Raw genomic sequence first — 21,375 nt, forward strand, 5'->3', positions numbered from 1 at the left:
TTAACAAATTATTAAGAGTTTTGCGAGACTAATTCAAAATATTTAAAAATGAAACTAAAGTTCAATGGATTCTTAGTGCTATTATTAGTACTAGTGGCGCAACTAACTTTTGCGCAAGAAAGAGCTGTTTCAGGAACTGTTTCTGATAATGCAGGCATGCCTCTTCCAGGTGTAAGTGTATTAGTTAAAGGAACAAAATCTGGAACGCAAACCGATTTTGATGGTAAATTTTCTATCAAAGCGTCAACAAGCCAAGTTTTGGTATTTAGCTACATTGGTATGAAAAGCCAAGAAATAGCGGCAAGCTCATCAACTATCAACGTAAAATTGACTGACGATTCAGTAGAGCTTGAAAGCGTTGTTATTACAGCTGCTTTAGGGATTAAAAGAGAGAAAAAATCTATCAGTTATGCTGCTCAAGATTTAAAAGGTAGCATCATTAATGAAGGAGGTACTAATAATGCGGTTTCAGCATTATCTGGTAACGTTGCAGGTTTGCAAGTTACTTCTCCATCTACAATGGGAGGTTCTACAAGAGTTGTTCTTAGAGGTGTTGGATCTGTTACAGGAGAAAACAGACCTTTAATCGTAATTGACGGTATTCCATTAGACAATGGTAACTACAATACAACAGCTACTCAAAGAGGCGCTGGAGGTAGAGATTACGGTGATGCTTCTGCAGATATTAATCCAGATGATATCGAATCTGTAACTGTACTTAAAGGAGGACCTGCTGCTGCTCTTTACGGAAGTAGAGCTGGTAACGGTGCTATTTTGTACACAACTAAATCAGCAAAAAAATCAGGTGGTAAAGCGGAAATTGCTTTCAACACTGGTATTACGTTTGAAAACGTATACATCATGCCTAACCTACAACATGAATATGGAGGAGGTAGTTCTTCAACTTTTCAAGAACAAGTTATTAACGGTCAGACTTACAAGATTGCTGATTATGCTACAGACGAAAGCTGGGGTCCAAAATACGATCCAAATTTAAAATATCTACCTTGGAACGCATTTGATCCGGAATTTTCTAATGATTATTTAAAAGAAAAATCATGGGTAAACCCACAAAACGATGTTAGATCATTCTTTAATACTGGTATTACAAGAACTAACTCGATCTCTTTCGCTAAAAACACTCAGGATTCTGGAGTAAGATTTGCATTTACTAACCAAAAAACAGAAGGTATTGTTCCAAACTCTAGTTTAACAAAAAACACTTTCTCGCTTAACGCTAATACAAAAATGAGCGACAAGCTAAAAGTTGAAAGTATGGTAACTTATGTTCAAACAAGAGGTTTTAACAGACCTGAGGTTGGATATGGTGATAATGGTTTAGGGCAAAAATTCTTCCAATGGGGTCAAAGACAGTTGGATTATGATGAATTGAAAGATTATAAACTAGCAAACGGTGCTCAAAGATCTTGGAATAGAATTGCATGGGATGATGCAACACCTAACTACTCAGATAACCCATACTGGATTATCAATGAGAATACATCAAATGACACAAGAAACAGAATCTATGGTAACGGAAAAATTACGTATAACTTCACACCAGAATTATATGCTGTAGGTAACGTTTATGCTGATATCTATAACTTGGCTATTCAGGAAAGAGTTGCTATTGGCTCACAAGCACTTTCAAGCTTTACAACTAGCTCAAGAACTTTAACTGATTTCAACTACGAAGGTCGTTTGCATTATGACAAAAAATTTGACAAATTCAGTCTTAATTCATTTGCAGGGGTTAACAGAAGAAATTCATACTTAACAAGAGTTTCTGGAAATACTGTTGGGGGCTTAGTTCTTCCAAATCAATACAACTTATCAAACAGTGCAAGTCCTGCACAATCTACTAATAATGATAACAAAGAAAGAATTAATAGTGTTTATGGTTTCGTTTCATTAGGATATGATGACTTTTTATTCTTAGAAGCTACAGACAGACAAGATTGGTTTAGTACAGTATACAAATCTGTAAACTACGCTTCTGTTACAGGAAGTTTTATTTTCTCAGAGTTAACTGATATTTCTTGGTTAAATTATGGTAAACTTAGAGGTGGATGGGCACAAGCTGGTAACGCAACTTTTGCTTATAGACAACAAAACTTAGCTGATACCTCAATTAACTTCCAAGGAGCACCAAGATACAGCCAGCCTGGAACTGCTGGGAATCCTTTATTGAAACCAGAGTTAAAAACTACTAAAGAGATAGGTTTAGAATTAAGTTTATTAGACAGAAGATTAGGAGTTGATTTAACTTACTATGATGTTGTAACAACAGATTTGATTACACCAATCCAAGTTGATCCATCTACTGGTTACAATTTTGCATTACAAAACGCAGGAAAATTACAAAATAAAGGTATTGAGGCTACTGTAACAGTTAACCCTGTAAGAACAGCAGACTTCAGATGGGACATTACTTGGAACTTTGCTAAAAACGACAATAGATTAGTTGAGCTAATTCAAGATGTTAACGAATTAACGATTGCAAATGCTCCATTCCAAGCGAGATTATTAGCGGTTGTTGGACAACAGTATGGACAAATCTACGGAACTGATTTTACTTACGATGATAATGGTAATAAAGTAGTTGATGCTGACGGAGCTTATATTCCTACTGCACAAAAATCTTTAGGAACTATTACTCCTGATTATAATATGGGTTTAAGAAACAACTTTAAATACAAAAATTTAAATTTTGGTTTCTTAATTGACATGCAAGAAGGTGGAAGTTATTTCTCTACATCTCACATGTGGGGTTCTTACTCTGGTATGTTAGAGCACACTGCAACACCTGGTCTTAGAGAAAATGGTGTAGTTGTTGATGCAGTTTACGAAGACGGAACCAAAAACACAACTGTATTAGCGGGACAAGCTTGGGCTCAACAGCACTATGGTCTTGATGCAATGAACGTTTTTGATGCAAGTTATGTAAAACTAAGAGAAGTTACTTTTGGATATTCATTACCTAAAAAAATAATCGGACCTTTTGCTGATATCAGATTCTCTTTATTTGCCAGAAACTTATTTACATGGGGATTAGATTGGAAAGGAATGGATCCAGAGATGGCTTCATATGGCAGTGGTAACACACAAGGTTTAGAGGGAGGTTCTTTACCTTCAACTAGAACATACGGAATGAATCTAGAATTAAAATTCTAAAAAAAAAATCACGATGAAAAAAATATTCATATCAATATTATCGATTGCCACACTTCTTACTACTACTGTAAGTTGTGATGATAATTTAGCTGAGTTAAATGTAAGTCCAAACCAGCCAGACATTTTAGCAACGACTCCTGCTGGAGTTTTTAACGGAGCTGTATATAATTTAATGACAAACTCTAGAGGAAGTTTTTCTTCAGGAAGAATGGCATTACCATGGGTTCAGTATTCTGCACAAAGAAATTATACAGAAGAAGATCGTTTCCAATTTAGAGAAGTTACCAACCAAAGTTTATACGGTGATTACTATTTAACTGCGAATGATTTCAAGACGATGATCCAAATGAATACAGATCCAAATCTTAAAGTTCAGGCTGCTGTCTATGGAAACAACAATAACCAAATCGCTGCAGCGAGAGTAATGTTAGCTTATACTTTCTTACAACTTGTCGATGCTTATGGTGATGTTCCTTACTATTCTTATGGAAATGCTGACCCAGATTTTCAAGCTTTACAGTTAGACAAATACATTAAACCTAAATTTGCTTCTCAAGTAAAGATTTACACGGATCTTATGAAAGAATTAAAAGAAGCAGCTGCGATGGTTGTTCCATCTGAACCTATTCTTACTAGTGGTGATCAACTTTTCAAAAGCCCTGCAAAACTTATCAAATTTGCAAACTCTTTAAGATTGAGAATTGCAACAAGAGTTAAAGGTGTAGTTCCTGGAGCTGAAGCACATATCACTGAAGCTATTGCTGGTGGAGTTATGACTTCTAATGACGATACTGTTGGATTGAAATACCAAAAAGACAATGTACTTCCAAGTCCATTTTACAATGATTTCTACATTAGCAACAGAACTGATTTCGCTATTTCAAACACATTTGTTGATTTATTGAAAGGAAATTTAGGAGATTTTGCAGTTGACCCAAGGTTACAAAAATATGCTGCTCCTAAAACAGCTACTAAAGCAAACGTGAGAGATAACGCATATACTGAAACAGATGACTTAACGCAATATGTTGGTATGCCTTACGGTATTACAAGTGCACAAGCTGCAGGACAAAGACCAAATACTTCTTTTTGGAGTTCAAATGTATTAAAGCAAGACTATACAGAAATCTTAATGGAATATGCTGAAGTTGCATTTTTAGTATCTGAAAGCAAAAATTGGTCTACTGCTGAATACCAAGCTGGTGTTAGAGCTTCTATGTTACGTTGGGGTGTAGCACCTGCTAAGATTGATGCTTACATTACTGCTCTACCTGCTCCGAATGAAGAAAATGTAATTACTCAAAAATACATTGCTCTTTTCATGCAGCCATATGAAGCATATGCTGAGTACAGAAGAACAGGATATCCTGACACACTTCTTCAACCAGGTCAAGAATACGCTTTCAATGTACCGCAAGAAGGTGTTGCAACTTACAAGTTTATAGCGTTAAACAACTTAACTGCAATGCCAGCCAGATTTACTTATCCAGTTAACTTACAACAGTTAAATGGTGCTAACGTAGCTGCTGCTGCTGCTGCAATTGGTGGAGATAAATTAGACACAAAACTTATTTGGGCTAAATAATTCCAATAAACCATATAATACCAAAAACCACTCTGTTCATTCAGAGTGGTTTTTTTTTATATCAACATTATACCTATATTTGCCGTATGGAAAAAGAACATCAAATATTTGGAATTAGAGCCATTATTGAAGCAATACAGGCAGGAAAAGAAGTAGACAAAGTATTTATACAAAAAGAGATTTCTGGTGAATTAATGAAAGATTTAATGAAGGTGATGAAACGCGCCAACATAAACTTTTCATACGTGCCTGTCGAAAAATTAAATCGTCTAACACCGAATAACCACCAAGGTGCAGTGGCAACAATCTCACCCATTGGTTTTATTGACTTAGAACATTTGGTTGAATCTACTATTGCATCTGGATCTAAACCATTATTTTTAATACTAGATCAAATTTCTGATGCCAGAAACTTTGGAGCTATTATCAGAACAGCAGAATGTACTGGCGTAAACGGAATTATTGTGCAAAAAGCAGGTTCTGCTCCTGTAAATGGTGACACCGTAAAAACTTCAGCCGGAGCCGTATTTAATGTGCCTATCTGTAAAGTTGAGCATATTAAAGATGCTATCTTTTATTTACAAGGATCAGGAATAAAAACTGTTGCTGCTACAGAAAAAACAGAACACAACATTTATGATTTAGCTTTAAACGAGCCTGTCGCAATTATCATGGGATCTGAAGACAGAGGAATTAACCCATCTGTTCTTAAAATTGTAGATGAAAAAGCAAAATTACCAATGTTTGGAACAATCGGTTCCTTAAATGTTTCCGTCGCGTGTGGAGCATTTTTATACGAAGCTGTACGTCAAAGAAGTTAAAATCTTTGAGAGAAATATAAGGTGACAAAATAATATTCTAATTATTAATTGATGTCTTCCAAATCTGCTCAAAAAATATCATCTATAAAAATATGCTGTATAATTACGGCATTTTTTGTTGTTGGAATAACAAATGCCCAAACTAAAACATATGGACAATCCTGGAATGAATTAAAGTTTAACAGAACAATAAATAAGAAATGGTCAGCTGAATTAAATATTGGAAGCAGCTTTAGCAGTACAGAATCTTCATCAAATATATTTCAGTCAAATATTCAAAGATCGGTAGCAGGGTGGGCACATTATTACCTGACACCACGTTGGAAACTTTCAACCTTTGTAGCTTATTTTGACAATAAAGATGTACCTGAAATCGGGCAATTTAAGTCACCAGAATGGCGATTTGCGTTGCAGGGAATATATTATTTTCATAAAACAGGCTACACTTTAAGTACCAGAATGAGAATGGAACTTAGACACATGAAAAACAGCGATGAAGACTATGAAGATGTTCTACGATATCGCCAGCAAATAAAATATCAACAGCCCATAAATAGTAAAGTTTTAAGAAAAGGAGTAGTTTATGCGATTGCGTCCGATGAATTATTTTTCAAATCGGGAACAAAAGTAACCGGCCAAAGTTTTTTTGACCGCAATAGACTAAATGTGGGCGGCGGTTATTTAATTACAGATAACTTTCAGGTTGAATTGACTTATGCCAATGAATACATGCCCAGAAACAGCGGAAATAAAATCATCAATGCTGCATCACTAATTGTCACTTTTAATAATCTTTTTGAAGACATTAGAAAAAAAATAGTCCACAAACAACAAACAACAACAGTTGATGATTAAAAATTCACTTCTCTTCTTCTTTCTTTAAAAAGCAATTCAACTGTTCTATTATAGCATCTTTATGCAATTTGAAATTATAATCGCGAATAAATTCTGTTCCTTTCATGTTGATTTCAGCCACAACAGCTTCAAACTTTGAGAAGGCCTCTACATCTTTATCATTCATTAAATACAATACTTGCATGATCGAATCATTATGCATGTATTGCGTGTCATAATGCGTCAATTTATATGACTTCTGATCAGCTAAATGAACAATTAAATCATCCTTAATTTTCTTTCCTTCTTTTTTTAGAGGAAATGGTGTAGGCTGCAAGGCGATAAAATAATGCTCTTTATCTGTTACTATATTGATTTTTAGAGATTTAGATTTGGTGGTATAAAAAACAGCTGAATCAAAATAATACACCATTGTTCCGTCAGCCAATAATCTGTTCTTCACATTACATTGAGCAAACACTTTAGAACTAATTACTATTAAGACTACAACAAACAAAAAGCTTATCTTTTTCATGGCAAATTAAGATGAAATTAAAATGTTTATAACAAAAATAGTCTTTTAAACTCAAATCAAATATTCAACTTTAATTTTTATCATCTGATTCTGATTTGGTTACAGAGTAATTAACTAATTTATCCGAACTAAAATAAAGCGAAATAAAATTAAGCTCTTCCCCATGTTTCTCAACCGCAACAAAATTTCCGTTTTCATCAAAATGCTTCATAAAAGGATCCTCTTCAGGATTAAAATCTGGCTTCTGCCAATCATAAACGATGGTTTTTTTATATTCCGGAGTTTTATAAAACAATGTCAATAGAAATCCGGTAATAAAACCTGCCAAATGACCTTCCCAGGAAATTGTCGCATCAACATCAGGAAAAACGTACCAAATCATTCCCCCGTAAAGTAATATTACAGATAACGAAAGAGCTACCAATCTGTAATAACCCGTTTGAATTCCTTTAAAGAAGATAAAGCTGACTAAAACGTAAATCAAACCACTCGCACCAATATGATAATTTTCACGACCGATTATCCAGGTTATCAAACCTGAAAAAATAATTCCAAATATAATAACTACAATTGTTTGCTTTGGATAAAAATATTGTAATGCAGCCAGCAAAACCAAAAGCGGTATGGAATTATTATACAGATGTCCTAAATTTTCATGAATAAAAGGACTAAACAAAACACCTTGTAAACCAGAAAAATCACGAGGATAAATTCCATTTTGATAAAAATCAAAATCAAATCTAATTTGGAACCAATACACTATCCATAAAAAAAGGACAAATAATACGGGAAGACCAATAACAGCATTTGAAAATTTAAATTGGTTGTCGTTCATGTTTTAGGAATTAATAAAATGTATGAACATCAAAAAACTATCCAAATGCAATCTACTGATAATTTGTCAGCTAAATAATTTTACCATCACCTCACTTTCATGAGTAATTAACTTTTAAAAATTTATAATTAAAATTGAAAATAGTAATTTTACAAAATGGAAGCACCGTTAGCCGAGCGTATTCGCCCACAGAAATTAGAAGATTATATTAGTCAAAGTCATTTGGTTGGACCAAACGGATCGTTGACGCAACAAATTTCGAAAGGAATCATTCCGTCTCTAATATTCTGGGGACCTCCGGGAACGGGTAAAACAACTTTGGCACAAATTATAGCACAGGAATCCAAACGTCCTTTTTATATTTTGAGCGCGATAAATTCTGGTGTAAAAGATATTCGTGATGTCATTGACAAGGCCAAACAAAGCGGCGGTTTATTCACGGCTAAAAATCCAATTTTATTTATTGATGAGATTCATCGCTTTAGCAAGTCTCAGCAAGATTCACTTTTGGCAGCTGTAGAAAAAGGCTGGATTACCTTAATTGGCGCAACAACCGAAAACCCCAGTTTTGAAGTTATTCCCGCATTATTGTCGCGTTGTCAGGTTTACATATTAAATGCTTTTACAAAAGCAGATCTGGAAGCTTTATTACATCGTGCAATGAAAACTGACATCGAATTAGCTTCGAAAAACATTATTTTAAAAGAAACTGAAGCTTTACTTCGTCTTTCAGGCGGAGACGGCCGAAAGCTTCTAAACATATTCGAATTAGTTATAAATGCTTCGGCTGGAGATGAAATCATTATTACAAATGATCGTGTTTTTGAACTGGTTCAGCAAAATACGGTTTTGTATGACAAAAGTGGTGAACAACATTATGATATTGTTTCGGCTTTTATCAAATCTATTCGTGGAAGTGATCCAAATGGAGCTGTTTATTGGTTAGCCCGAATGATCGAAGGCGGAGAAGATGTAAAATTTATTGCCCGTAGAATGCTTATATTATCGAGCGAAGATATTGGGAATGCAAATCCAACCGCTTTTATAATGGCCAATAACACTTTTCAGGCGGTAACGACTATTGGTTACCCTGAAAGCCGAATTATTCTAAGTCAATGTGCCATTTATCTCGCCACCTCTCCTAAAAGCAATGCTTCTTATATGGCAATTGGTAATGCACAGCAATTAGTTAAACAAACAGGAGATTTACCTGTACCAATACATTTAAGAAATGCTCCCACTAAACTTATGAAAGAATTAGGCTATGGAGATGACTATAAATATTCGCACGATTATGCCAATAATTTTGCTGAACAGGAATTTTTGCCGGATGCTATAAAAAAAACGGTTCTTTACAATCCGGGAAACAATTCTAGAGAGAATAGTAACCGCGAATTTTTAAAGAACCGTTGGAAAGATAAATATGGTTATTAAATCCTATTACTATTTAGAATTTAACAATAATTTTTTCTGAAACTAATTTGTCATTTTGATAGGATTCAAAATACCACTGTCCATCCTCTTTCAAAATTAAAGAACCCTGAACATTGTCTTTGATAGCAATAAATACATTTGTTTGAGAGGTTTTAAGTAATTTCATAACCACTTTTGGAGTTTTATCAATCAATTGGTAGCCTGACTCAGTAGGTTGAGCATACAACAAATTAGGATCCTTAAGATCTGGAGATGGAGCAACCACCACTAAATTATTCGTCGTTGGAGATGGAGCTGCAGCAACAATAACTGCCGGAGCAGTAACTGTGGCAGCTGTTCGGCTAGTTGAAGCTATTGCTTTTCCACTATATTTATAATGAAGCTCATTTATAGACATGAACGCCATAGTGAGACATTCTCTATACGCTGTTTCATAATCTTTTTCTTTGCTTTTTCCTACTTCTGAAGTGTAAATTACCTTGCCATAACAATCTTTAAACTCAACAAAAAGTTTAGTTACTAAAAAACCGTTATCTCTTTTCACATCAACATATAAAAACTGACAACGATCATTTAAATCCGCAGGAAGCTCTTCATTAGCATAAAAAGCATTAAACCCGGCTTTGTTCAGGTTCGATTTAGTCATTGTAGCCAATCTATACTGATTCTCAGATTTCATGAAATCGTATTTCAAAGGTATAATAACCGCTTTATAATCATTAATAGATTGCGCGAATCCTATAACTGTGCAAAAAAGTGCAATCAACAAAAATTTAATTCTCATCTTATAAATATTTTTTAAGTTCTAATAAATGGTTTATCTGTTTAATATTTTCAGGAGCTTTTATCATTTTTTCATTAAAAAAAATAGCATCCAAACCTGCATTCAATGCACCATTAACATCTGCATCAAGACAGTCTCCAATCATAATACTATTTTCCTTTGAAGCCTTAGCTAAATTAACAGCATAATCAAAGATAATACTATTTGGCTTTTTGACACCTGCTAATTCTGAATTTGTTATTGTGTTAAAATACCCGGAAAGTAAGGCATTATTTATCTTCTTTTCCTGAACATTTGCAAAACCGTTGGTGATAATGTGTAATTTATATTTTGGTTTCAAGTATTCTAAAACTTCAATTGCACCATCAAAAAGATGATTATTATCTGTTAAGAATTCGATATAGTCATTAGCAATTGTATTTATACTCTCGTCTGAAATATCAACATTTAAAGCGTCAAAAGAAAATTTTAATCTGTTATAACGGAGTTCGACATGTGTAATTTGATCATTTTGATACAGTTTCCAACAAGCTTGATTAATTGGAGCATACTTTTCAATAAAATCCTTAATATTAATTTCTGGAAATTTACTCTTGAAAATGCGATCAAAAGCCATTTCTGAATTTTTATCAAAATCCCAAAGTGTATGATCTAAGTCGAAAAAAACGTCTGTAATTGTGGTATTCATAATCTAAAAAATTCCTTCGTCTACAAAACTATAATATTTTGTTTCAGTAATAATCAAATGATCTAAAACTTTAACATCTAAACTATCACCTGCCTGTTTAACTTTTTTAGTAATTTGTCTGTCAGCATCGCTTGGTTGCAAATTTCCTGAAGGATGATTATGGCACAAAATCAAACCAGTAGCTCCATTTTCAAGAGCTAGTTTAAAAACTATGCGCACATCCACAATAGTTCCGGAAATACCTCCTTTACTTAATTGCGACTTAGAAATTACTTTATTTGAATTATTCAAAAAAAGCACCCAAAACTCTTCATGTGGCAGTTCACCAATAATAGGCTGCATAATTTCGAAGACCCTTTTACTTGATGTAATTTTAATCAATTCAACAACATCCTCGGCTCTACGTCTTCGGCCTAGTTCTAATGCCGCGATAATGGTAATAGCCTTAGCCTCTCCTATTCCTTTAAAATTCATTAATTGCGAAATGGACATTTTCCCTAAGACATTTAGGTTATCAGCACTCGCTAAAATTCTTTTGCTTAAATCGACTGCAGACTCATTTCGGCTTCCCGAGCCAATCAAAATCGCAATCAATTCTGCATCACTTAACACACTTTTACCCTTAATCATTAATTTTTCACGAGGCCGATCATCTTCTGACCAGTTTGTAATAGGAAAATGAGTAGTCTCCATCTTTTAAAAATTAAATTATAGATTTACTCATACAAACACTATTTCTCAACCCCACATAAGGCTCGTAGTTTTCTACAATTTCAAAGCCTACTTTTTGATAAAGATTAATTGCTTCAATTTGTTTATACAATGTTTCTAAAATCATCGTGTCAAAACCCTGAGTCTTTGCTTCATCTTCTAATTCTTTAATTATTTTTTGAGCCAACCCAAGGCCTCGGGCTTCTGGTGAAACAAACATACGCTTCAATTCAACTGTACTTGAATTATATTTTTTAAAACAACCGCAGGCAACCGCTTTTTCATTCAAATAAATAATAAAAACATTCGGGTTGAACTCGATTAAATTATTTCCCCAATAATCGTTTTTTAATTCCGGATAGCGCTCCCATAAAAACGCATCAAAAGTTTTTATTAAATCAATAAAATCAGGGTTCTCGCTTGTTGTCTTAACAACTTTAGTAATTGGACTCATCTGGTATAATCTTAAATGGCTAATATATAAAAAATAAGAAAAATCATTCATAAAAAACAACCTAAAATGATTAAATTTAAAACAAATAAACTACTCCTAAACATAATCGTAAGAAGAATGAAGTCAATATATTTTTTAGCAATTTGCACTTTCTTGTTGTCTTGTACTCACAAAGAGAAAAACATCTTTCACGCTGAGAATAATTTGGAAGCAGCACAAACTTTTGGACAGCAATTATCAGATGCTGCGATTTCTATCATTGATCCTTCTATAGATTATGATCCGGCTTATTTTTCAATTAAATATCCAAATGGTGATATTCCAAAAAGCAAAGGTGTGTGTACCGATGTGATCATTCGTTCTTATCGAAAATTAGGCATCGATTTGCAGAAAGAAGTTCATGAAGATATGGTTGCAAATTTCTCTCAATATCCAAATTTGGAAAAATGGGGAATGACAAAAACGGATACTAATATCGATCACAGAAGAGTTCCAAACTTAGAAGTCTTTTTTGAAAGAAAAGGAACAAAACTAACAGTAACTCAAAATGCGAAAGATTACAAAACCGGAGAAATGGTAACCTGGATGATTAATAATAAATTACCGCACATCGGAATCGTAACCAGCAAAAAATCAAAAGATGGGCAACGAAATTTAATCGTGCATAACGTTGGTGCAGGACAAGTTTTAGAAGATTGTTTATTCGAATATAAAATAGTCGGACATTATAACTATACAAATTAGAAAATTAGATAATTTTAAAAAAAATGTGCCAACTACAGTTTCGTAATTGACACATTATCTAATTTTCTAATTGACTAATTGACACATTATCTAATTAATCAAACCTTTTACTTCATCGAAATTCAAACCTCCGTAATTTCCAGAACTCATCAACAAAAGGGCAAAATTTTCAAGGTTTAAATTGAATAAATATTCTTTGAATTCAATTGGATTTGTATAAATAATCAAATCTTTTCTATTGAAGGAATTTGCAATTTGTTCGTACGTTACTTCTTCTAATTGTTTAATTTTCACAGCATCTGGAGAATAGAAAACTACAGCAACATCTGCATATTCTAAAGCTCCTTCATATTCTTTCAAGAATTCAGCATTTAAACTGCTGTATGTATGTAATTCTAAACAGGCTACTAAAGTTCTGTTTGGATATTGTTCTTTTACTGCTTTGGTCGTTGCTGCCACTTTACTTGGTGAATGTGCAAAGTCTTTGTAAGCTACTTTTCCTTTTCCTTCAGCAATTTTTTCCAATCGTTTTGAGGCGCCTTTAAAACTCGCAATTGCTTCATAAAAATCGGCTTCGTCAACGCCCATGTTTTGGCAAATCCATTTAGCTCCAGCCAAATTATTTAAATTGTGCGCTCCAAAAACTTCAATTGGCATATCGCCTTCCGGAGTTTTTAGTAATGTAACACCATCACTTACCGTATATTCAGGTGTATGATACGATAATTTACGAATCGGATTTGTCGCCGCCTCAGCAACACGCTTCACTTCAGGATCATTTTCGTTATAAACTAAAATACCTCCGTTGGTAATTTTTTGAATGAAAATTTCAAATTGCTCTACATAATTATCATATGTTGGAAACACGTTAATATGATCCCACGCAATTCCTGAAATTAAAGCAATGTTCGGCTGATACAAATGAAATTTCGGGCGTCTGTCGATCGGAGAAGACAAATATTCATCACCTTCCAAAACCATAAAATCATTCTCTTCAGTAAGATGCACCATGGTATCAAAACCTTCCAACTGTGCTCCCACCATATAATCAACTTCAATATTATGATAATGCATTACGTGCAAAATCATTGAAGTAATTGTTGTTTTTCCGTGCGAACCACCAATAACAACACGTGTTTTATTTTTAGACTGTTCGTATAAAAATTCAGGATAGGAATATATTTTCAATCCTAATTCCTGCGCTTTTAATAATTCCGGATTATCTGCTTTAGCGTGCATTCCAAGAATTACGGCTTCAATATCGGCAGTTATCTTTTCAGGAAACCAACCCAATTCAGCTGGTAATATTCCTTTTTTCTCTAATCTTGATTTTGAAGGTTCAAAAATAGCGTCATCACTTCCTGTAACCTGATATCCTTTGTTATGTAATGCTAATGCTAAATTGTGCATAGCGCTCCCGCCTATTGCGATGAAATGTGTTTTCATTTAAATTCCAATTTTTAATTGCCTTTAAGCCTCAAATTTTCGTTTCAATTCCTGAGCTTTTTTAGGGTCTTTTAATTTGTTCAAATATAAATTATATAATTTTTGAAAAGTGACTTTTGATTTGCCAATTTCATTTGCCTTCAAATAATTTTTTTCTGCCGATGTATAACGTTTAAAATATTCGTCTATTCTTCCTCTCGACAAATAACCATCTACTGATGAAATTTGCATTAATTCATTAGAATATTCCAATGCTCTTGATTCGCTTCCTCCTAAGAAACCAGGTAATTGTAGATAGATTTCAATCAAAGCCCATCTGGCTGGAATGTGTTTTGGATTCAGAATTATTGCTTTTTCAAATGCTTCTTTCATGTCTCCCACCATTCCTAAAGCTTTCAATTTATTCACTTCCATCGCCCTCATGGCCAGACAACCTCCATATTTATAAAAATAATCCGCTTCTGTTGGTTTTAGCTCTTTCAGTTTTTTATAGTATTCCGCTCCTTTTATCCATTCTTTATGATGCGCTGCTATATCTCCCAAATATTCCAGTGTTTTTATATCTGAAGGCTTTGTTTTTAAAACTCCTTCCAAAATAACCTGAGCCTCATCATATTTTTTGGCATGAAATAACTTTTCGCCTTTCTCAAAATTCGATTGTGACCAAATTAAAATTGGTGCCAGCAAAAAAAGAAATAGAAGCTTTTTCATATCTCAAAAATAGCGAAATATAGAATGTATTATCTGGTTTTAGAGATAAATTAGTAATTTGTACGAAAATTATTTAATCGTTTCCCAACCTTTACTAAAAAATAGTACTCTCTATACCAAAACTGACTTATGAAAAATATCTTATATGTTTTCTTATTCTTCACCACAGCTTTGTTTGCGCAACAAAATGACAAAAAATGGATTAAAGTTGCATCCTATGAAAATGAAGGTAAAATAAAATCCGCAAGCAAAATCGTTGACCAAATCTACAAGAAAGCAGTAAACAGGAAAGACGAAGTACAAATGATAAAATGCTTTTTTTATCAATCAAAATATCTTCAAGTTGTTGATGAAAATGCAAAAACAAAGATTTTAAAAAATCTTAAAACCGATATCAAAAGAGTTTCAATTCCATCAAAAGCAATTTTGAATTTGATTTATGCAAAATGCCTGAATAATTATGCTATTTATGATTATGATTACGCAGTTGTGGCTGTAGATAGTGCAGCTGCAGTTGTGGACGAAGCTGCTTATATGGCGTCGGATAGTGTTGAAGTTCCTTCGTCTGAGGATTTTAAAATTAATCCGCCGAGTGAAATTACACATGAGGAGGAAGTCATTAACGTTTTCGATAAAACATTAGAAAATGAAGCAATTCTGACAGCAACTCCTTTAACAAACTATCAATCTATATTCGAATTTTTAACTATAGAAAAACTAAAAAACGAAAACTTATATGATTATCTGCTAAAAGAAAATATCGAGTTTTTTACCCAAAAGATACACAGATGGCAAATTCAAAATAGTGAAATAACGGTATATAAAAACGAACTGTTAGGAAATTCAGAAGCATTTTTAAAACTTGACTTAAATTTTATAAAAGATGAGAGGCTTAGAAAAGTTATAGCTTTATATCAGAAGTTAGAAAAAAGTAACCCTACTTTAGAAAATCAATTTAACCGAATTATATTTTGCAGTGATTTTATAACAGAACCTACTGACGATTTAACCAAGTACTTGAATGAACTTCAACAACAGACCAATGACACAATTCTTACGCAAAAAATCCTCCTAAAAAAGGCTGAACTTCTACTTGCTCAAGCGTCAAAAGAATTACATCCTGATTACAAAATTGAAGCTGTCAAAATATATGACGATATTATAAAGATCAATGATAAAACTAACGCAGCTCAAAGTGCTTTACAGCAAAAACAAAACGTTATTACTAAATCATTGGATGTCCGACTTCAAAAATACAATTATAATAAAGAAAACACCAGAGCCTTTATCAACTATAAAAACATTGATAACTTAAAAATATCATTTTACAAAATAGATCAAAAAACACTGAAAAAATTTTCATTCTCAGAATTAATCTATAAACAGGATAGTTTAACGGAGGTAATTATAAAAACCCAAAGTAAAATTGCTACCCAAGATTATCAGCTTCAAAACAAAAAAGATTATTTTGAATATACCACAGAAGTTCTCCTACCCCAATTAGAAACAGGAAGCTATTTAGTTTACTTTGAAAGCGATTCGGGATTAAAAGACAAAAAAGCTTTTGCATATGAAACTATGACCGTTTCAAACTTAAGTATTCTGGCATCTCAGGGAGACAACAAAGAAAACTTTCAGGTTATAGATCGAAAAACAGGAAAACCTCTGGAAAATGTATCTATAAAATCATCTTATTACACACTTAAAACAGATTCAAACGGAGTAGCCTCCTATGTTGGAAGCAACAACCATTCTTACAATGATCACATTGAGTTTTCTTTAAAGAATGACACTATTTCACCAAACCGAAATTATATTCGATATACACAGCGATACACTGCTAACGAACAAAAGACTTTAAACGCTAAAGTCGAATTTTATTTGGATCGGGCTATATATCGCCCGGGACAAACTGTTTATTACAAAGGAATTGCATTTCAAAAGCAAGAAAATAAAACAAGCATTGTTGCCAATACTTCTTTCAAAATAATAGTTAAGGATGCTAATTATCAAAATCTCAAAGAATTTGAAATTACCTCAAATGAATTTGGCTCCTTTTCAGGAGAATTCGTTTTGCCAAAAAATGGCGTCACTGGCACTTTCTATATTTTTGCAGGAAAACCTGAAGATTATACAAAAGGAGATATTTACATAAAAAACAAACCAAATGAATCATTCTGGAAAGCTGCAATACTTGAGTTTTCTGAAACTTATTTTAGAGTTGAAGAATACAAACGTCCCAAATTTAAAGTAGATTTTGATCCTAAAAAAGAAAGTTTTCAGGTTAACCAGTCGATTAAAATAAACGGAACAGCAAAAGCATTTGCAGGAAGTAATATTTCTGATGCAAAAGTGACTTATACCGTTAATCGATTTACAAGTTATTTTAGAAATTATTACGGACAGGAACAAAATGAAACTATTGCAACGGGCGAAACTAAAACAGATGCCTCGGGGAAATTTGTAATTGAATTTATAGCCGAACCTTCAAAAAATGCAATAAAAGAGCAATTACCAGTCTTTAATTACAGAATAACGGCTGATGTTACTGATATTAATGGAGAAACCCACACATCAGAAACCATAGTAAAAGTAGGTTATCATGATTTGATTATCAATGCGAGTATTCCAAATCGTATTGAAACTAAAAACAAAAATGAGATCACCCTCATAAGTTCCAACTTAAACGGAGAATTTTTAGCTGCAAAAGGTGAAGTTAAATTGTATTTTGTAAGCCCTTTTCGCAATAAATTCAAAGAACAGATTTGGCCAGAACCAGAAATCAAAACTATTTCAGCCTCTGACTTTGAAAGATTATTTCCTTATGAGATTCGTGAAATTAAAAGTAAAAAAGCAAGCGAAACTTTATTGTTTTCAAAGAAAATAGATACCGAAAAAGACAAAAAAATAGCGCTCGATTTTATTTCAAATTATAAATCCGGAAATTATAAAATTGTATTTTCTGCAAAAGACACTTTTAATAATCCTATAGAATCTGTTTCGACTTTTGAAATCAAACAAAGTAAAGACAAGTTTAATCCCGGTAAATTATTTACTGCAGAACAAATTAACAGCGACCCTAAAAAAGACGGTTTTGTCGAAGTCAAACTTTCTTCTGTAATTCCAGATCTTTATATCGCTACAAACGGAAACTATGGGAATCAGATCTATTTTGAAAATACATACCATTTACAAAACAATGAAGTAACAATTAAAGTTCCGTTAAAAAACGAATTTGAAAAATCGGTACGTTTGGGATTTCAAAGCATTTTTGAGAACGAAATTTTTGATGAAGAAATAGAGGTTCCATTAAAAACAGCAGAATCTAAATTCGAATTAATTGTTGAAAGTTTTAGAAATAAGATCGAACCTGGAAGTAAAGAAACCTGGTCGTTTAAACTAAAATCAATCAATGCAAAAACCGAAGCAGAAGTATTAGCATCTATGTATGATAGTTCTTTAGATCAGTTTGCAAAAAAAGATTGGAATATTCTAAACATTAATAAGTACCGCTACAATTCTTCCAATCTTAAATCTGGTTTAGGTTTTGAAAAAATAAATGCATCAATAGAAAATCTGGATGAAGATCTAAGAATTAGTAAATTCTATAAAGAAGAAACAAAATTAAATTGGTTTGGTTTTGACTTTTACAATAGTCGATACGGAGACTCACTAGGTTTAACAATAGCTGAAATTAAAGATAAAAAAGTAGGCAGCGAAACTATTAAAGGAGACCCTGATGCTGTTTTAACGGGTGAAGAAGTTGTGCACTTAGGCGCTGCCGCTATGGTAGTTCAGGAAGATAATCAGGTTTATAATACCGCAGCAGGACTCAAAGCAGACCGTGTTCGATTTGTAAAACCTGTGGTAGCCAAAGCTTCAGAATCTTCAGAAGATCCTGAATACTATTTTCAAACAAATAAAATCAAATTTATACCTGGGAAAAAAGTCGTTAGTGGCTTGACCTCAATGGTAGTCAATGAATCAACTTTATATATAATTGATGGAGAAATCTCTTCTGAAGACAATTTTAAAAAGATAAATCCGGATGATCTTCTAGACATAGAATTTTTAACCGGAGATAAAGCAACTGCTATATACGGAAGCGGAGCATCAAACGGCGTCATAATCATAACAACCAAAAAAGCCTTAGAAGCCTTAACACAAGTAAAAGCGAGGAAAAATCTGTCTGAAACCGCGTTCTTCCTACCTAATTTAAAAACAGACGCCAGCGGAAAAGTAAGTTTTAATTTCACTTCCCCAGAAGCTTTAACGGCTTGGAAACTTCGTTTATTGGCGCATAATAAAGATGCTGTTTCGGGTTATTTGGAGAAAAGTGTCGTAACACAAAAAGAATTAATGGTCTTGCCTAATTTCCCCCGTTTCTTTAGAGAAAAAGATACTATCGTAATCTCGGCTAAGATTTCGAATGTTACAGATAAAGCCAAAACCGGAATCGCCATTTTACAATTCTTTGATGCCACAACCATGCAGCCAATTGATGCCAAAATGCTGAACGCAAAAAATGTTCGAAATTTCAATGTTGGCGCTTTCGGAAATACAACTGCAACCTGGACGATTTCAATTCCGGAAGGTTTACAGGGGGTTCAATATAAAATCTTAGCCAAGTCTGGTAATTTCTCTGATGGGGAAGAAAACATACTTCCTGTTTTAACGAACAATATGTTGGTAACGGAAAGTATTCCGATTTGGGTTCGTGAGAATTCAACGAAAGCATATACGTTTGAGAATTTAAAAAACAATACTTCTACGACTTTAAGAAACCATCAGTTTACATTGGAATATACTTCAAATCCGACTTGGATTGCTATTCAGTCTTTGCCTTATTTAATGGAATACGAACATGAGTGTGCTGAACAGACTTTTGCGCGTTTTTATTCGAATGCTTTGGCATCCCAAATTATTTCAAGTAATCCGAAGATTGCAACTGTTTTTGAAGACTGGAGGAAAAATGGAAAACTTAATTCGAAATTAGAAGAAAACGAAGAATTAAAATCGATTATTTTGGCCGAAACTCCTTGGCTTAATGATGCACAAAGTGAAGACGAAAAGAAAAAAAATCTGGCACTTCTATTTGATTTGGAGAAAATGAAAACCTCACAAGAAGCTACTTTTGATAAATTAAAACAAAAACAAAATCCGTCCGGAGGATTTACATGGTTTAACGGGGGCAACGAAAGCGAATACATTACCCGACATATTTTGGCTGGCCTGGGTCATCTATCCAAACTGAATAAAACAGAAGATACTAACACAAAAATTGATGCAATTGCCAAAACCGGAATTCCGTTCCTGGATAATAAATTCCTGGAATATTATAAAGGTCAGACGAAAAACTTAAAAACAACAGCTAAATTAATCTGGATCAATCCTTATTCTGATTTGCATTATTTATACACCAGAAGCTTTTATTTAGATAAATATCCGCTTTCAGATACTTTAAAAAAAGCAACTAAATTGTATCTGGAAACGGCTAAAAAAGATTGGCTAAATTATTCTATTTACGAAAGGGGCTTGGCTGCATTAGCTTTAAATCGTTTTGGCGAAAGTGAATCGGCTAGGAAAATCATTGAAAGTCTAAAAGAAACATCTTCTAACAATGAAGATTGGGGCATGTATTGGATTGCCAATAAAGCAGGATGGTATTGGTATCAGGCACCGATAGAAACTCAGGCTCTGTTGATTGAGGCTTTCGCCGAAGTGAATCGCGATACCAAATCAGTAGATGCCATGAAAGTCTGGTTATTAAAAAACAAGCAAACCAAAAACTGGCCAACCACAAAATCAACAACGGAAGCCATTTATGCTTTATTAATGCAAGGAAATGATTGGCTTTCGGTAAAAGATAATACCATTATTAAAATTGGAGATCAAAAAATCCTGACCAAAAAATTAGCTGAAAACGAAAAAGAAGCTGAAACAGGATACATCAAAATGAACTGGAAAGCTGATGAAGTTAAAAAAGAAATGGCTTCTATAAACATTCAAAACAAATCAAAAGTGCCTGGTTTTGGCGGCGTGTATTGGCAGTATTTTGAAGATTTAGATAAAATTAAAACCAATTCGGGTGCTGTTTTATCTGCTTCGAAAGAATTATATTTAAAAAAGAATTCTACGAAAGGTGATCAATTAGAAAGAATCACCTCTAAAAACCCATTAAAAACGGGAGACTTAGTTACAGTAAGGTTAATTATTACTTCGAAAGAAGATACAGAATATGTTCATTTAAAAGATATGAGAGCTTCTTGTTTTGAACCTGTAAATGTACTTTCAGAATATCAGTACAAAGATCAATTGGGTTATTATATGAGTACGAAAGATGCTGCAACGCATTTCTTTTTTGACCGAATCAATAAAGGAACTTGCGTATTAGAATATGACATTAGAGTGAACAACAGCGGAGAATTCTCCAACGGAATTACAACAATTGAAAGTATGTATGCTCCTGAATTTTCAAGTCATACTAAAGGGATTCGAGTAAAGGTGAATTAAAAAATCGTTAAAATAAATAAGTAACATTCTTCTATATAATAAAGAATAAACCTTTATTTTAGTCAAATATAAGATTCATGCTTTGTCGAAGAAAATAAAAATATAA

15 protein-coding genes are annotated in these 21,375 nt (G+C 33.3%); 7 read left to right on the forward strand and 8 right to left on the reverse strand.

The annotated features are described in order from the left end of the window. The first annotated feature begins 48 nt into the window (after positions 1-48). The 4 genes from AC3ITQ_RS02240 (at position 49) to AC3ITQ_RS02255 (ending at position 6,435) form a co-directional block, all read left to right on the forward strand. Positions 49-3,174, forward strand: coding sequence for a SusC/RagA family TonB-linked outer membrane protein (locus AC3ITQ_RS02240; protein WP_489236636.1), 3,126 nt, complete (start codon positions 49-51; stop codon positions 3,172-3,174). Positions 3,175-3,187: 13 nt separating this feature from the next. Next, positions 3,188-4,759: a SusD/RagB family nutrient-binding outer membrane lipoprotein gene (locus AC3ITQ_RS02245; protein WP_489236637.1), complete on the forward strand. Its 1,572-nt coding sequence runs from the start codon at positions 3,188-3,190 to the stop codon at positions 4,757-4,759. A gap of 86 nt (positions 4,760-4,845) precedes the next feature. Continuing rightward, positions 4,846-5,580 carry a 23S rRNA (guanosine(2251)-2'-O)-methyltransferase RlmB gene (gene rlmB / locus AC3ITQ_RS02250; RefSeq protein WP_489236638.1) on the forward strand — a complete coding sequence of 245 codons (735 nt, stop codon included), beginning with the start codon at positions 4,846-4,848 and terminating at the stop codon, positions 5,578-5,580. 51 nt (positions 5,581-5,631) lie between these two features. Then, on the forward strand, positions 5,632-6,435 hold the full coding sequence (locus AC3ITQ_RS02255; RefSeq protein ID WP_489236639.1) for a DUF2490 domain-containing protein: 804 nt from the start codon (positions 5,632-5,634) through the stop codon (positions 6,433-6,435). A gap of 4 nt (positions 6,436-6,439) precedes the next feature. Here AC3ITQ_RS02255 and AC3ITQ_RS02260 read toward each other — a convergent pair whose 3' ends face one another. Further along, on the reverse strand, positions 6,440-6,949 hold the full coding sequence (locus AC3ITQ_RS02260) for a hypothetical protein (protein ID WP_489236640.1): 510 nt from the start codon (positions 6,947-6,949) through the stop codon (positions 6,440-6,442). A 70-nt stretch (positions 6,950-7,019) separates the two neighbouring features. Further along, positions 7,020-7,784 (reverse strand): rhomboid family intramembrane serine protease, encoded by a 765-nt coding sequence (locus AC3ITQ_RS02265; RefSeq protein ID WP_489236641.1) that lies wholly within the window; start codon positions 7,782-7,784, stop codon positions 7,020-7,022. A gap of 156 nt (positions 7,785-7,940) precedes the next feature. On the opposite strand from AC3ITQ_RS02265, the gene AC3ITQ_RS02270 reads away from it, so the two are divergent. Continuing rightward, positions 7,941-9,218 carry a replication-associated recombination protein A gene (locus AC3ITQ_RS02270; RefSeq protein WP_489236642.1) on the forward strand — a complete coding sequence of 426 codons (1,278 nt, stop codon included), beginning with the start codon at positions 7,941-7,943 and terminating at the stop codon, positions 9,216-9,218. A 13-nt stretch (positions 9,219-9,231) separates the two neighbouring features. Here AC3ITQ_RS02270 and AC3ITQ_RS02275 read toward each other — a convergent pair whose 3' ends face one another. Genes AC3ITQ_RS02275 through AC3ITQ_RS02290 form a run of 4 tightly spaced genes read right to left on the reverse strand, consistent with a single transcriptional unit; the run spans position 9,232 to position 11,855 of the window. Then, on the reverse strand, positions 9,232-10,002 hold the full coding sequence (locus AC3ITQ_RS02275; protein ID WP_489236643.1) for a hypothetical protein: 771 nt from the start codon (positions 10,000-10,002) through the stop codon (positions 9,232-9,234). A gap of 1 nt (position 10,003) precedes the next feature. Further along, the gene (locus AC3ITQ_RS02280) at positions 10,004-10,690 is read right to left on the reverse strand and encodes a YjjG family noncanonical pyrimidine nucleotidase (RefSeq protein ID WP_489236644.1); all 687 of its coding nucleotides are present in this window, start codon (positions 10,688-10,690) and stop codon (positions 10,004-10,006) included. 3 nt (positions 10,691-10,693) lie between these two features. Further along, positions 10,694-11,383 (reverse strand): RadC family protein, encoded by a 690-nt coding sequence (radC, locus tag AC3ITQ_RS02285; protein ID WP_489236645.1) that lies wholly within the window; start codon positions 11,381-11,383, stop codon positions 10,694-10,696. A 10-nt stretch (positions 11,384-11,393) separates the two neighbouring features. Continuing rightward, positions 11,394-11,855 carry a GNAT family N-acetyltransferase gene (locus AC3ITQ_RS02290; protein ID WP_489236646.1) on the reverse strand — a complete coding sequence of 154 codons (462 nt, stop codon included), beginning with the start codon at positions 11,853-11,855 and terminating at the stop codon, positions 11,394-11,396. A 117-nt stretch (positions 11,856-11,972) separates the two neighbouring features. Between AC3ITQ_RS02290 and AC3ITQ_RS02295 the strand changes: the two genes are divergently transcribed. Then, on the forward strand, positions 11,973-12,599 hold the full coding sequence (locus AC3ITQ_RS02295; RefSeq protein ID WP_489236647.1) for a DUF1287 domain-containing protein: 627 nt from the start codon (positions 11,973-11,975) through the stop codon (positions 12,597-12,599). A 90-nt stretch (positions 12,600-12,689) separates the two neighbouring features. Here AC3ITQ_RS02295 and AC3ITQ_RS02300 read toward each other — a convergent pair whose 3' ends face one another. Both AC3ITQ_RS02300 and AC3ITQ_RS02305 read right to left on the reverse strand, forming a co-directional pair. Continuing rightward, positions 12,690-14,045 (reverse strand): UDP-N-acetylmuramate--L-alanine ligase, encoded by a 1,356-nt coding sequence (locus tag AC3ITQ_RS02300; RefSeq protein ID WP_489236648.1) that lies wholly within the window; start codon positions 14,043-14,045, stop codon positions 12,690-12,692. 24 nt (positions 14,046-14,069) lie between these two features. Next, the gene (locus tag AC3ITQ_RS02305; RefSeq protein WP_489236649.1) at positions 14,070-14,756 is read right to left on the reverse strand and encodes a tetratricopeptide repeat protein; all 687 of its coding nucleotides are present in this window, start codon (positions 14,754-14,756) and stop codon (positions 14,070-14,072) included. 129 nt (positions 14,757-14,885) lie between these two features. Here AC3ITQ_RS02305 and AC3ITQ_RS02310 point away from each other — a divergent pair, with 129 nt between their 5' ends. Next, the gene (locus AC3ITQ_RS02310) at positions 14,886-21,269 is read left to right on the forward strand and encodes an alpha-2-macroglobulin family protein (RefSeq protein WP_489236650.1); all 6,384 of its coding nucleotides are present in this window, start codon (positions 14,886-14,888) and stop codon (positions 21,267-21,269) included. Positions 21,270-21,375: the final 106 nt, after the last annotated feature.

It is taken from the genome of Flavobacterium sp. KH_001 (assembly GCF_057840745.1).

Bases quoted from the DNA above. Each gene is read 5' to 3' on its own strand.
- AC3ITQ_RS02240 (WP_489236636.1), top strand. From the start codon at position 49: ATGAAACTAAAGTTCAATGGATTCTTAGTGCTATTATTAGTACTAGTG.
- AC3ITQ_RS02245 (WP_489236637.1), top strand. From the start codon at position 3,188: ATGAAAAAAATATTCATATCAATATTATCGATTGCCACACTTCTTACT.
- rlmB (WP_489236638.1), top strand. From the start codon at position 4,846: ATGGAAAAAGAACATCAAATATTTGGAATTAGAGCCATTATTGAAGCA.
- AC3ITQ_RS02255 (WP_489236639.1), top strand. From the start codon at position 5,632: ATGTCTTCCAAATCTGCTCAAAAAATATCATCTATAAAAATATGCTGT.
- AC3ITQ_RS02260 (WP_489236640.1), bottom strand. From the start codon at position 6,949: ATGAAAAAGATAAGCTTTTTGTTTGTTGTAGTCTTAATAGTAATTAGT.
- AC3ITQ_RS02265 (WP_489236641.1), bottom strand. From the start codon at position 7,784: ATGAACGACAACCAATTTAAATTTTCAAATGCTGTTATTGGTCTTCCC.
- AC3ITQ_RS02270 (WP_489236642.1), top strand. From the start codon at position 7,941: ATGGAAGCACCGTTAGCCGAGCGTATTCGCCCACAGAAATTAGAAGAT.
- AC3ITQ_RS02275 (WP_489236643.1), bottom strand. From the start codon at position 10,002: ATGAGAATTAAATTTTTGTTGATTGCACTTTTTTGCACAGTTATAGGA.
- AC3ITQ_RS02280 (WP_489236644.1), bottom strand. From the start codon at position 10,690: ATGAATACCACAATTACAGACGTTTTTTTCGACTTAGATCATACACTT.
- radC (WP_489236645.1), bottom strand. From the start codon at position 11,383: ATGGAGACTACTCATTTTCCTATTACAAACTGGTCAGAAGATGATCGG.
- AC3ITQ_RS02290 (WP_489236646.1), bottom strand. From the start codon at position 11,855: ATGAGTCCAATTACTAAAGTTGTTAAGACAACAAGCGAGAACCCTGAT.
- AC3ITQ_RS02295 (WP_489236647.1), top strand. From the start codon at position 11,973: ATGAAGTCAATATATTTTTTAGCAATTTGCACTTTCTTGTTGTCTTGT.
- AC3ITQ_RS02300 (WP_489236648.1), bottom strand. From the start codon at position 14,045: ATGAAAACACATTTCATCGCAATAGGCGGGAGCGCTATGCACAATTTA.
- AC3ITQ_RS02305 (WP_489236649.1), bottom strand. From the start codon at position 14,756: ATGAAAAAGCTTCTATTTCTTTTTTTGCTGGCACCAATTTTAATTTGG.
- AC3ITQ_RS02310 (WP_489236650.1), top strand. From the start codon at position 14,886: ATGAAAAATATCTTATATGTTTTCTTATTCTTCACCACAGCTTTGTTT.